The sequence below is a fragment of the Rhodococcus sp. 06-235-1A genome (assembly GCF_002258785.1).
Lineage (GTDB): Bacteria > Actinomycetota > Actinomycetes > Mycobacteriales > Mycobacteriaceae > Rhodococcoides.
Window position 1 is genome coordinate 80,713 of record NZ_NOYI01000007.1, and the last position, 12,273, is coordinate 92,985.

At 64.4% G+C, this 12,273-nt stretch carries 15 protein-coding genes; 8 read left to right on the forward strand and 7 right to left on the reverse strand.

Annotation, left to right across the window (positions count from 1 at the left end):
* Nucleotides 1-159: 159 nt before the first annotated feature.
* Nucleotides 160-1,509: a bifunctional o-acetylhomoserine/o-acetylserine sulfhydrylase gene (locus CH275_RS04840; protein WP_094675718.1), complete on the forward strand. Its 1,350-nt coding sequence runs from the start codon at nt 160-162 to the stop codon at nt 1,507-1,509.
* A complete protein-coding gene (gene metX / locus CH275_RS04845; RefSeq protein WP_094675720.1) occupies nt 1,506-2,651 on the forward strand; it encodes a homoserine O-acetyltransferase MetX in 1,146 nt (381 codons plus the stop codon). Before CH275_RS04840 ends, metX begins: the two co-directional genes overlap by 4 nt.
* A 42-nt stretch (nt 2,652-2,693) precedes the next feature.
* Here metX and CH275_RS04850 read toward each other — a convergent pair whose 3' ends face one another.
* Genes CH275_RS04850 through CH275_RS04860 form a run of 3 tightly spaced genes read right to left on the reverse strand, consistent with a single transcriptional unit; the run spans nt 2,694 to nt 4,545 of the window.
* Nucleotides 2,694-3,011: a DUF3017 domain-containing protein gene (locus CH275_RS04850; protein WP_094675722.1), complete on the reverse strand. Its 318-nt coding sequence runs from the start codon at nt 3,009-3,011 to the stop codon at nt 2,694-2,696.
* A gap of 11 nt (nt 3,012-3,022) precedes the next feature.
* Entirely contained in the window at nt 3,023-3,880 is an 858-nt protein-coding gene (locus CH275_RS04855; RefSeq protein WP_094675812.1) for a bifunctional methylenetetrahydrofolate dehydrogenase/methenyltetrahydrofolate cyclohydrolase, read from the reverse strand.
* A 56-nt stretch (nt 3,881-3,936) separates the two neighbouring features.
* Nucleotides 3,937-4,545, reverse strand: a complete 609-nt coding sequence (locus tag CH275_RS04860; RefSeq protein WP_094675724.1) for a pentapeptide repeat-containing protein — start codon at nt 4,543-4,545, stop codon at nt 3,937-3,939.
* Nucleotides 4,546-4,578: 33 nt separating this feature from the next.
* Between CH275_RS04860 and CH275_RS04865 the strand changes: the two genes are divergently transcribed.
* Genes CH275_RS04865 through CH275_RS04875 form a run of 3 tightly spaced genes read left to right on the forward strand, consistent with a single transcriptional unit; the run spans nt 4,579 to nt 6,468 of the window.
* Entirely contained in the window at nt 4,579-5,043 is a 465-nt protein-coding gene (locus tag CH275_RS04865; protein ID WP_179275980.1) for a tRNA (cytidine(34)-2'-O)-methyltransferase, read from the forward strand.
* 43 nt (nt 5,044-5,086) lie between these two features.
* Nucleotides 5,087-5,971 (forward strand): SDR family NAD(P)-dependent oxidoreductase, encoded by an 885-nt coding sequence (locus CH275_RS04870; RefSeq protein WP_094675728.1) that lies wholly within the window; start codon nt 5,087-5,089, stop codon nt 5,969-5,971.
* 29 nt (nt 5,972-6,000) lie between these two features.
* Nucleotides 6,001-6,468: a MerR family transcriptional regulator gene (locus CH275_RS04875; RefSeq protein WP_094675730.1), complete on the forward strand. Its 468-nt coding sequence runs from the start codon at nt 6,001-6,003 to the stop codon at nt 6,466-6,468.
* 10 nt (nt 6,469-6,478) lie between these two features.
* Here CH275_RS04875 and CH275_RS04880 read toward each other — a convergent pair whose 3' ends face one another.
* A complete protein-coding gene (locus tag CH275_RS04880) occupies nt 6,479-7,153 on the reverse strand; it encodes a DUF4349 domain-containing protein (protein WP_256990856.1) in 675 nt (224 codons plus the stop codon).
* 308 nt (nt 7,154-7,461) lie between these two features.
* On the opposite strand from CH275_RS04880, the gene CH275_RS04885 reads away from it, so the two are divergent.
* Nucleotides 7,462-8,016, forward strand: coding sequence for a DUF6764 family protein (locus CH275_RS04885; RefSeq protein ID WP_179275544.1), 555 nt, complete (start codon nt 7,462-7,464; stop codon nt 8,014-8,016).
* A gap of 52 nt (nt 8,017-8,068) precedes the next feature.
* On the opposite strand, the gene CH275_RS04890 is transcribed toward CH275_RS04885, so the two are convergent.
* Nucleotides 8,069-8,815 carry an SDR family oxidoreductase gene (locus tag CH275_RS04890; protein ID WP_094675734.1) on the reverse strand — a complete coding sequence of 249 codons (747 nt, stop codon included), beginning with the start codon at nt 8,813-8,815 and terminating at the stop codon, nt 8,069-8,071.
* A gap of 65 nt (nt 8,816-8,880) precedes the next feature.
* Here CH275_RS04890 and CH275_RS04895 point away from each other — a divergent pair, with 65 nt between their 5' ends.
* Nucleotides 8,881-9,204, forward strand: a complete 324-nt coding sequence (locus CH275_RS04895) for a winged helix-turn-helix transcriptional regulator (protein WP_256990857.1) — start codon at nt 8,881-8,883, stop codon at nt 9,202-9,204.
* A 155-nt stretch (nt 9,205-9,359) separates the two neighbouring features.
* A complete protein-coding gene (locus CH275_RS04900) occupies nt 9,360-10,313 on the forward strand; it encodes a HAMP domain-containing protein (protein WP_094675816.1) in 954 nt (317 codons plus the stop codon).
* A 31-nt stretch (nt 10,314-10,344) separates the two neighbouring features.
* Here the strand turns inward: CH275_RS04900 and CH275_RS04905 are convergent, their stop codons facing one another.
* Complete coding sequence (locus CH275_RS04905) at nt 10,345-11,274, reverse strand: SDR family oxidoreductase (RefSeq protein ID WP_094675818.1); 930 nt, start codon at nt 11,272-11,274, stop codon at nt 10,345-10,347.
* Between the two features lie 120 nt (nt 11,275-11,394).
* On the reverse strand, nt 11,395-12,234 hold the full coding sequence (locus tag CH275_RS04910) for a helix-turn-helix transcriptional regulator (RefSeq protein WP_094675736.1): 840 nt from the start codon (nt 12,232-12,234) through the stop codon (nt 11,395-11,397).
* Nucleotides 12,235-12,273 lie beyond the last annotated feature (39 nt).

Consider the following 12,273-nt stretch of genomic DNA (forward strand, 5'->3'; position numbering starts at 1 on the left):
ACCCACTGAATCTTCGGCCTCCAGGGGCCGAGGCCTGTCAGGAGGTTCTCTCATGTGTTGCTGTACCGATACGCCCCGTAGCGCTCGACTTCTCGAGCTTCATTCGACATTCGATTCGTCTTAGACAGACTCGTCTCAGAAAACGGAGTATCACCAGCCATGACCGATTCGACCCCCGACGTCGTCGACGCCACCGGAGCACCCACCGAGGATCCGTTCACCGACCCGTCGGCCAACTGGAGCTTCGAGACCAAGCAGATCCACTCCGGTCAGACCCCGGACGGTGCCACCAACGCTCGCGCGTTGCCGATCTACCAGACCACCTCGTACACGTTCGACAACACCGACCACGCGGCAGCCCTGTTCGGCCTCGCCGAGCCGGGCAACATCTACACCCGCATCATCAATCCCACTCAGGATGTCGTCGAGCAGCGCATCGCCGCACTCGAAGGTGGCGTCGCTGCGTTGTTGGTGGCGTCGGGTCAGGCCGCCGAGACATTCGCCATTCTCAACCTCGCGGAGGCAGGAGACCACATCGTCTCGAGTCCGCGGCTCTACGGCGGTACGTACAACCTGTTCCACTACACACTCCCCAAGCTGGGCATCACCGTCTCGTTCGTCGACGATCCCGATGATCTCGAGCAGTGGAGAGCCGCGATCACTCCGTCGACCAAGGCGTTCTACGGCGAGTCGATCTCCAACCCGAAGAACGACGTTCTCGACATCCCCGGCATCTCGGCGGTAGCCCACGAGAACGGCATCCCGTTGATCGTGGACAACACGGTGGCGACGCCGTACCTGTTGCAGCCGTTGAAGCACGGTGCCGACATCGTCGTGCACTCCGCAACGAAGTACCTGGGTGGCCACGGAACGGCCATCGCGGGTGTCATCGTCGACGGCGGCACGTTCGATTGGACTCAGGGCCGCCACCCCAACTTCACCACCGCGGACCCGAGCTACCACGGGGTGGTCTTCGCCGACCTCGGTGCGCCCGCATTCGCACTGAAGGCACGCGTGCAGCTGTTGCGCGACATCGGTGCCGCAGTCTCTCCGTTCAATGCCTTCCTCATCAGCCAAGGCCTGGAGACGTTGAGCCTGCGAATCGAGCGGCACGTGGCGAACGCACAGAAGGTGGCCGAGTTCCTCGCCGGTCGCGACGACGTCACCTCGATCAACTACGCCGGGCTGGAGTCGTCGCCGTGGTATCAGCGGGGCCAGGAATTGTTGCCCAAGGGGCAGGGCGCGATCGTGGCGTTCGAGTTGCGAGGCGGAGTGGACGCGGGCAAGAAGTTCGTCAACGCACTCACCTTGCACAGCCATGTCGCTAACATCGGAGACGTGCGCTCTCTCGTCATCCATCCCGCGTCCACGACGCACTCCCAACTCACCCCGGAAGAGCAGCTGGCATCGGGAGTGACTCCTGGGCTGGTTCGTCTTGCAGTGGGTATCGAAGGCATCGAGGACATCATCGCCGACCTCGAGGTCGGATTCAGCGCGGCGGCATCTTGAGTTATTCCTGCGACACAGGCGTTCGTCCGGAGACGGTTCTACCGTCTCCGGACGGGCGGCTGGGAACTATCGACATCGGCGGTCTCGATCTCGAAAGCGGCGATCGGATCCCACAGGTGACCGTTGCGGTGCAGCGGTGGGGTGAACTCGCCGCCGATCGCAGCAACGTCGTCCTCGTCGAGCACGCTCTGACCGGTGACTCGCACGTGTCCGGCCCGCCGGACACGGATCACGCTCTGCCCGGCTGGTGGAACGGAATGGTCGGGCCTGGCTGCCCCATCGACACCGACGAGTGGTGCGTCGTCGCGACCAACGTTCTCGGTGGTTGCGGTGGCACTACCGGACCGAGCAGCATCTCTCCCGACGGCACGCCGTACGGGTCTCGTTTTCCCTACATCTCCATCCGCGATCAGGTCGCAGCCGAGGTAGCGGTGGCCGACGTCCTCGGCATCGATCGGTTCGCCGCTGTCGTGGGCGGGTCGATGGGCGGGATGCGCACCCTGGAATGGATCGTCGGCCATCCCGACCGGGTCGCGGCCGCACTGGTACTCGCGGTGGGTGCCCGGGCCACCGCCGACCAGATAGGTACCCAGACAACGCAGATCGCCGCAATCAAGGCCGATCCGGGTTGGCTCGGCGGCAACTATCACGACACCGGCACCTCACCCACGGCCGGTCTCGGCATCGCGCGGCGCATCGCGCACCTGACGTACCGGACCGAGAGCGAACTCGACATTCGATTCGGGAACTCACCACAGGACGACGAGGACCCGTGGGCCGGAGGTCGGTACTCCGCACAGAGCTACCTCGAGCATCAGGCGGCCAAGCTCGTCAGCAGGTTCGACGCGGCAACGTACGTTCTGCTCAGCGAAGCCATGAACCGTCACGACGTGGGCCGCGGGCGCGGCGGTGTTGCCGAAGCTCTCGCATCGACACCGGTTCCGACGATCGTCGGCGGAGTCGATTCCGATCGCCTGTACCCGCTTCGCCTGCAGAAGGAGATCGCTCGCGAACTCCCCCAGTGCCGTGGACTCGAAGTGATCCAGTCACGCGACGGTCATGACGGCTTTCTCACCGAAGCCGACTCGGTTGCGAAGCTGCTCGCCGAGACGATGGAATTGGCCCGCCTGGGTCGTCGCTGACACCGCTCTCGTTCGGACCGGGCGCTCCATCCAGCCCTGAGGTCAGTCGGTTCCCAGCGGATCGATCGACAGTGACAGAAAGACGATCGCTCCACCGACACAGCCCAGCGCCAACACGTCGAACACTCGACTGCGCACCTGCAGTGTTCCGACGCGCGATTCCGGCAGGCACAGCCGCAGCACGGCTGCCAACAACGCCGCGCATCCGAAGATGAACGCGCCGCGGCGCCAACGATCGGCCAGCACCAGGATCAGCGCGGCAAGGACGACGACCGAGACGGCAACGATCGGTAGGTTGCGCGCGACTGCAGCGCGAAATCCCGGTTCGGGCTCGTCTCGGGTGTCCTCGGCGGCGTTCATCCTCGTTTCGCTCAGCTCTCGGCGGCGATGCGTTCGGCGCGCTCGACGACATTGGTGAGCAGGAAGGCTCGCGTCAGCGGTCCGACGCCGCCGGGGTTGGGCGAGAGGAATCCGGCCACCTCGGAGACACCCTCTCCGACATCACCGCGCAGTCCGTCCTCGGTGCGGGTGACCCCGACGTCCAGTACAGCAGCTCCGGGCTTGACCATGTCTGCAGTGATCAGTCCCGGGACTCCGGCGGCGGCGATGACGATGTCGGCGCGCGAAACCTCGGCGGCAAGATCACGAGTTCCGGTGTGGCACAACGTCACCGTGGAGTTCTCCGAACGCCTGGTGAGCAGCAGCCCGATGGGTCGACCCACCGTGACGCCGCGGCCGATGACCACCGCGTGTGCACCGTCCAGAGCGACGTCGTAACGGCGAAGCAGGTGCACGATCCCACGTGGCGTGCACGGCAGTGCGGCGTCCTTGCCGAGTACCAGCCGGCCGAGGTTGATCGGGTGGAGACCGTCGGCGTCCTTGTCCGGATCGATCCGCTCGAGCGCAGCGTTCTCGTCGAGATGCTTCGGCAACGGCAGCTGCACGATGTAGCCGGTGCAATCGGGGTTGGCATTGAGTTCGTCGATGACGGCTTCGAGATCCGCTTGGGTGATGTCCGCGGGTAGGTCGCGACGAATCGAGGTGATGCCGACCTTGGCGCAGTCGTTGTGCTTGCCCCGAACGTACGCTGCCGAACCCGGGTCGTCACCCACAAGAACAGTGGCCAGACCTGGGGTGATGCCCTTCTCACGCAGTGTTGCCACGCGGGCGGTGAGATCGACGAAGATATCGTCGCGGGTCGCTTTGCCATCGAGGATCGTTGCAGTCACCCGGTCATTGTTCCAGGTTCGGAACCGGCCGCGCTGCACCGGTCCGACCGCCGTCGTCAGCCCTCGACGATCAGACCCTGCGCTCCCGCGTAAGCCACGGCCTGGATCAGCTCGATCTTCGCTCCCCGCACACTTGCACTCACCCACAGGGACGAATCGGCGACGGCTCCGCGTAGGTCTGCCTCGTCGAATTTCGCGTCGACGGTGCGGGCACCCGCGAAATCGACCGAACGCATCGTCGCCTTCCGGAAATCCGCCATCACGAGGTTGGCTTCCCGCATTCGGCACCCCGTCAGGTCGACGCCGCGCAGGTCGGCGTTTCCCAAAGACGCGAGGGTGAAGTCGACCTCGTCGTAGACAGCGGGCCGCATGCGACTGTCGACGAACATCGATCCCATCATCGTGGAGTGACGGAAAGTGCTGTGCTGCAGATTTGTTCGAGTGAACGTGCACGAGCGGAATGCGGAGTTCGTGTGGATCGATTCGGTCAGGTCGGTACCGGTGAAATCGCATTCGGTGAACACCACCGAATCGGTTCGAACTCCGCTCATGTCCGCGTCTCGGAAGGTGCACCGCACGAATTGCCTGCCGGTCCACTCCTGCCCGTCCAGTCGCGTGTCGGAAAAGTCCTCGCCGATCGTCCGTTCGTCGTCCACCTGCCCCATACTTCCCGGGTTCGTGATGGCAGAGTGAACCGGGTGTTTCGACTCATGTTCTTCGAGCCCCGCATCCCACAGAACACCGGAAACGCGATTCGCCTGGTCGCCGGGACCGGATGTGAACTGCACCTGGTGGGTCCTCTCGGTTTCGACATGTCCGAACCGAAACTGAAGCGGGCCGGGTTGGACTACCACGATCTGGCGTCGGTCACCGTTCACGAAGACCTGCCGTCGGCCTGGTCCGCACTGGCACCGACGCGAGTGTTCGCCTACACCGCTCACGCGAGTCGGTCCTATGCCGACGTCGCGTACGAACCCGGCGACGTTCTTCTGTTCGGACCGGAACCGACCGGATTGCCCGACGAGGTTCTGGACGATCCCCGCGTGACCGAGCGACTCCGTATTCCGATGATTCCGGGCCGTCGATCGCTCAACCTCGCCAACGCAGCAGCGGTGACGATGTACGAGGCATGGCGGCAACACGGGTACGAAGGCAGCGTCTGACGGGTTTGCGTTAGAGCGCGCTCGAAGCCATAGCGTGCGTTTCATGACACAGGCACCCGCAACACCACGACCTACTCGCACCTGGCTCATCACCGGGGCATCCTCCGGTTTGGGTCGAGCACTGGCCGAAGCCGCACTGGCGGCGGGCGACACCGTGGTCGCGGCGATGCGTCGACCCGAACGCGTCGACGAACTGCTCGCCGAACACCCGGAATCGGTACTGCCCATCGCCTTCGACGTCCGAGACACCGCGTCCGCGGCGGCCGTCGTCGAGGCCTCGATCGACCGGTTCGGACGTATCGACGTACTGGTCAACAACGGTGGCGTCGGACAAATCGGTGCTGCCGAGGAAATCGACGACGCTCGGCTGCGTGACATGCTCGAACAACATGTGGTCGGTCCTGCCGCACTCACGCGCGCAGTGCTGCCGGGAATGCGTGCGCAGGGAAGCGGAACGATCGTGCAGATGAGTAGCCAGGGTGGCCGCATCTCCTTCCCCGGAGCCGGTTCCTATTCGGCTGGAAAGTTCGCGCTGGAGGGTTGGTCGGAGGCGCTGGCCGGCGAGGTCGCACCGTTCGGGATTCGAGTTCTGATCGTCGAGCCGAGCCGCTTCAGGACCGGTTTCAACAATGCCGATGTGCTCGAACGCGCTATTTCCACGGACGTGTACGCCGACGCTCTCGGCGCGATGAGAACCGACATGCTCGCTGCGAGCGGACAGCAGGAAGGAGATCCGCACCGCGCGGCTCGAATCATCCATGACCTGGTCGAGGCCGACTCCGCTCCCCTGCGCATTCCGCTGGGACGCGAGGCGGTCCGACGGTTGCGCGAGTCCTACCGCCGAGAGCTCGCATCGCTCGAGACCAACGCCGAACTGTCCTCGAGCGCGGACTTCCCGGGTGCGCCCGAATCCGTCCGCCCGGTCTGACGGCACCGGCAGGACTATCTTCTGTACTCATGGCGACGACGGATTTGATGAACAGGGCGCTGGCAGCCGTGGCGGACTCGGACGCACCGTTGACCGTCGAACTGCTGCACGAACTGATCGAACCTGGCGAGCTCTCCGAACCACTCGGCATCGCCGAGGTATCCGAGCTCCTCGATATCTCCGCGCACACACTGCGGTACTACGAACGCTGCGGCCTGATCGAGGTTGCCCGAGACGGCCTCGATCATCGACGATACGACGCCGCCGCCGTGCGCAGGCTCGTGTTCCTCACCCGTATGCGGTTGTCCGGGATGCCGATGCGCGACCTCCAGCACTACGTCGAACTCGTCGACGGCGGGGAACACACCGTTCCGGAACGACTCGACATGCTGGTCGAGCATCGAGACACCGTCCGACGTCGTATTCGAGAACTGCAACTCTCGCTCGTGGCCACCGAATACAAGATCGCGACGTACGGCGGCGCCACCGGTCCATGAGTTCGCGAGGTCAGCTTCTCGACCGTCGCCGAAGCCGGACCAGTCCGTACACGGCAGCTGCGATGGCGACCAGGACGGCCAGCCACGGCAGCGCAGCACCGATCAGCAACACTCCCCCGCCGACGGCAGCGGTCGACGAGTGCCACCCCGACACGACCGCGTCCCAGAAATTGCTCGGCGTGGCCGGATCGACACCCTTCTCGGACGCGAAATCAATTGTGAGCGTCGACAAATCGATCTGGTCCGCCAGGTAGTTCTTCTGTGATACCAAACTGTCGAGCTCACCCTGACGGCTCGAGAGTGCCGATTCCGCCTCGATGAGATCGGCAGTGTTCGACGCGGCCGCGATCAGCGCACGCAAGCGATCCACCGAGGCCTGGAGTGCGGAAATCCGCGCATCGAGATCCTGATACTGCATGGTGACGTCGTCCCGCGTGACGGACAGGCTCGTCACCTCGCCCAGGTTTCGGATCGCGTCGACTGTGGCGTCGAGTTCGTCGGCCGGAATGCGTGCCGTCAGAGAGCTACTCGCGGTGGTCTCGTCGTTCTCGGGGGACTCGGTGCGGTTGTCGATTCGCCCGCCCGCAGTTGTCACCGTCTCCGCCGCGCTGCGTCCAGCGGCGATCGGATCTTCGGCAACGATCGACACTTGCCCGGTAACGATTTCCTTGCGATCGGCGGGCACCGGCGCTTGCCGCCGCGCTGCGTCCCCTGCCGACTCGGGCGCGAGTGCCAGCCCAGGTGCGGATACCGAACTATCAAGCGGTGGAGCCGAATTCGATGGATCAGACGTAGAGCAGGAGAGCGTTGTGAACGCACACCCAGCGGCCACGAGGACTCCGGCCAGGGTACTCAAAACCGGACTTCTACGACGATTCATTCCCGGATGCCAGCGGCACCGTTACACAAACCGCAGCAGCTTGCTGCCGTGAACGACTCGAGCGGGGTACCGTGTGCCGCACCGACCCGTTTCGCTCGTGAAGGAGCTTTCTGTTGTTCTCTGTTTCCCTGCCCCGTCTCGCTTCCCCCACCTCCTCCTCCACGCGCACGTCGAGTCGGTTCGGTAGCCGAATTGCCCGCACCGCAGCAATATTCGCCCTCGGCTCAGGAATGGCGACCGCAGCCCTGGTGGGCGCCGGCACCGCGTCGGCAGCACCTGTCAACTGCGTGTCTCCGCCCTCGGCCAACGACATCCAGGTCGCCGACACCGCGAGCTGCGGAGCCACCTCGAACGGCACCGGCCGGGCCACTGCCGGCGCTGCCGACAGCGGCACCGCGGTCAGCGTCAACGACGGCCCCGGCGCAACGACCACCTACGCCAACGGATACGGCGTCGCACTGGGAGCAAGCAAGAATGCGGGAACGGCGTATGCACTGGCGCTCGGCGGCGGCATCGCTCACTCGTGGGCCGATGCCGGCCAGACGACTCTCGCAGTCGCCGGGTGGGGATCCGGTGCCACGTCCGAGGCTCAGGGCGTCGATTGCGTCGGCCCTCTGTCGCTGGCACTGAACCTCACGAGCGGTCAGTTCTGCGTTCTCGGTAGCTGACACCGCAGAGGCACGATTTCTAACCGGTCGAACGGAGCCGATTACCCAGCAGTCACTGCTCGAGGTAATCGGCTCCGCCGACATACACGGTGTGACCGGACTTCTCGATCGGCATGACGGAAGCGTCCACCACAGCCGCCGCGAATTCGGCAACCGTGGGAAGCGCACCCTGTGCGGTGCGAGCGGCCACTGCGTCAGGGTTTCGGCGCTCCAGGAGAGTCACCACGATGGTGCCTTCGATCATGTCGCCGGACACCACAACCAATTCGATGCCACGAGAATCCAATTCGGGAATCATCCCACGTAGAGCGTCCTCGCCTGCTCGCTTGCTCTCGGCAATGGGCTCGTACTCCACGGGGACCGGCTTCCTGCCGTGAAAATGCGCCTGATGACTGGTGAGAAAGACGATGCGTGAGCCGGGTTCCATGTGTTCGGCTGCGGCGCGAGCCATCGCCAGCTGAGCATCGCGGTTTATACTCATCGCGTAACCGGCATCGGCACCGAGCTCGAGCCCACCGGACGCGTTGAGCACCAGTACGTCGAGAGCGCCGAATTCGGCAGCAACCGACGCGAGCATCGCATCGATTGCCGCCGAGTCGGTCACGTCGGCTCCGATAGCCAGCGCTCGGCCCCCGCTCTTCTCGATCGCTCGCACCACACCGTCGGCTCGGCGCTTCTTCTCTCGATAGTTCACGGCAACCATCGCCCCCGCCGCACCCAACTGCACCGCGGTCTCCGCTCCGATGCCACGAGACGCACCGGTGATCAGCACCGATTTCCCTGCCACACGCTGCGTCATCGCCACTCTCCCTCTGCTTCGATTTTCGAATTGCTTCGATTTTCGAACCACTATGATCAAACGCGATGGAAATGGCAAGCGAATCCCGCCGATCGATGACGGCCGTCCTCGACCTCCTGGGGCAGCGGTGGAACATGCGCATTCTGTGGGAACTACGTGGCGGCCCACTCGGGTTCCTCGAACTACGACGACGCACCGACGACATCTCGTCCAGCGTTCTCGCCACCCGACTGCGCACGCTCGTCGATGCGCGAGTGCTGCTCAAGGACTCGGACGGGTCCTATCGCCTGACCGAACTCGGCGACGAGTTGGGGCCGGCACTCGAACCTCTCTGGCTGTGGGCCCAGCGCTGGAACGAGGGCAGCCACACCGACGACCACCGCCCCTGAACAGCAGAATCAGCTCGATCGACGTCTCCGATCCTCGGCAGTGTCGGGGCCGACGCCGGGAGCAGAACACGATCGAAGGTCGCCTGCGCCGAACATCGACTGGATCTGCGCGGCCTGCGGAATCGTCGTCGCTCGCCGACCGGCATACTCGAATGATGAGCGATACACGTGCAGCCACTCGCCCCAAGGCGCTGTCGTTGCACGGTCGTATACGAGTGTTGACGATGAGTGTGGCGGCTCTCGCCGTCGCGGTGAGCGCTCTGGCGATCTATCTCGTTGCGGAGCAGGCCCTTCGTTCGCAGATCATCGACCGCGTCGGCCGCAACAGCGATGCAATCATCGCCAGCGCGACATCCGGCCTGCCGGCAGGTCTGCTCGGCTTCGGCATAGAAGACACCGAGGGCACCCAAGTAAAAGTAGCGCTGGTGACGACCGACGGCACGTTGGTGACGTCGACGAACGGTACCGAACCGTTCATCAACTCGGACGGCGCACTGGACGACCCTGAAAAATCTGTCGTCGAAGGTGACGTCGATCGGTCGCTTCGGGAGGTCCGTGGCTACTATCTCTCGGCCGAACGCACCGACTCGGGCGCGACCATCATGGTTGCCGAATCGCTCAACGAGGCGTCACCTTTGCTCGCCAAACTCACACTCGCACTCGTTATCGTCGGAGCATTCCTCGTAGCGCTGGCCGGTGTCGCCGGTGCCGCCGTGGCCCGCACCGGGCTCAGGCCGGTCCGTCGACTCCGTGCGGGCACCGAACGCGTCGCCAGGACCGGGGATTTCGAGCCCATCGACGTCAATGGAGACGACGAACTGGCGTCACTCGCCAACAGCTTCAACGAGATGTTGGCGTCCCTGTCTCGATCGCGAGCACGACAGGGGCAGTTGATCGTCGACGCAGGCGCGGAACTGATGGAGCCCCTGACCGCATTACGTACGAACATCGACCTATTGATGTCGCTCGACCGGCCCGACGCACCTTCGATGCCCGAAGACCAGCAGGACCGGTTGCGCGTCGAGGTCATCGCTCAGATGGACGTCATCATCGGGCTGGTGCACGATCTCGTCGACCATGCCAGGGAGCCCGCGCCGACACCTCATTGAGGATCTTCGAGATCGAGTGTCTTCGATCGAATCAGGACGAGAGCCGGACACCGGTCAGCTGTTCGGACGCCTCCCACAGTCGACGTGCATCGTCCATGCTGCGCAGCGGCTTCCAGAGCCCGAGCTCGGCGGGTGGTCCGCCGATCGTCCGCGCCGGACCGACGAACTGGTCACCACGTGAGGCGATGCCTGCGGCTGCGATCACGCCCGGCTGTGCGGCGCTGTCCACCGATCCCGCAATGCCGACTCGGGCGAGAACGCCGATCAACCGTCGCCCCGCAGAGTCTTTCGGACGCCCCAGACCTGGTTGCGCTGCAAGCAGATTGGTCGGTGATATCCCGGGATGGGCGATGTTGCTGGTGATTCCCCACCCGCCTGCCCTGCTGCGGGCATCGAGTTCACGAGCGAACAGAGCGACTGCAATCTTCGATTGACTGTATGCCTTCATGACGTCGTAGGTACGTTCCCAATTCGGATCGTCCCAGTTGATCGACCCCGATCTCGCCGCGATGCTCGTCTGATGTGTAACTCGCGCACCGCCGGCACGAAGAAGCGGCAGCAGACCGAGGGTGAGCGCAAAATGACCGAGGTGATTGGTTCCGAACTGCAGCTCGAATCCGTCCTGAGTGACTTGACGCGCAGGTGGCTGCATAACACCTGCATTGTTGACGAGTACGGCGATCGGCCGGCCTTCCGAGACCAGCTCGTTCGTCAGCGCTGCAACCGAATTCAGTGACGACAGGTCCAATGCGCGAGTGGCGACCTGTGCGCCGGGAACTGCGGCCCGGATCGATTTCGCGGCACGCTCCCCTTTGTCGGCAGAGCGCACCGGCATGACGACCTCGGCTCCGGCGCGAGCGAGTCGCGTCGCGATGACCGTGCCGATTCCGTCGCTGGCTCCGGTGACGACGGCACGCTGTCCCGTCAGGTCGGCAATGGATAGATCTGCGATGCGGCCCATGTGATGCTCCTCGGCTGTGGTGATCGTGCGGTTCGGATGTGCAGAACCCATGTTCGACGACGGTACCGGGCTTATCCAGGACTTCCCGATCCACTGATACGAGGGGCACAGCGGATCGAGTCAGGAGAGAACCTGAGTTCCCAAAACTGCGAGCAGCTCCAATTTGGCGTAGCTCTCGCTGCCGGGGACTGCGGTGTAGACCAGAAGACGATGCGCTTGCTCGGGGTCGAGAAGGGTCTGGCAGTTCAGTTGCAGCAGGCCGACCGTCGGGTGCAGGAACCGCTTGACTTCGGGTGGATGAACTCCCACTTCGCGTTTCGCCCACAGGGTTCGGAATTCTTCGCTGACCTCGAGCAGCTCTGCGGACAGGTGCGCTGCTGTCGAGTCCGGTCCGCGAAGAGTGACGATCTCGCGTAGCCCCGACGCGTAGACCCGGGACAACACAGCGCGCTCTTCGGGCGGGTACGACAGCTGGGCGGCGGGATCGGTGAACCAGCGGTATCCCAGACTCCGGCTCGGCCCGGTGCGCAACGACGCATCCCCGGTCAGTGCAACACCCAGCGGTGTCTGGCGCAGAGTTTCGCCGAGCTCGGACACGACCTCGGCGGGTGTGTCGTTCAGTCGGTCCAGAATCCGCAGCAATCCTGGGTTGACGTGTTCGCTCGACGTACCGCGGGCAGGAGGGTTGTGCCCGGCGAGGCGGAACACGTGATCACGCTCGCCCAGCGACAGATGCAGTCCCTGCGCGATCGAGGCGATCATCTGCTCCGATGGAGCTGGACCGGTAGCCCGTTCGAGTCGTGCGTAGTAATCGGTCGACATGTGGCACAGTTCGGCGACCTCCTCGCGGCGAAGGCCCTGTGTGCGTCTGCGCTGCCCCCGTGGCAGCCCGACGTCCTCGGGTTGCAGCGACTCACGCCGCTGCCGGAGAAAGGCGGCCAACTCCGATCGATCGATCACCTCGGGTCTCCTTCCTGCCGAAGGGCGGTTGCTTCTTCC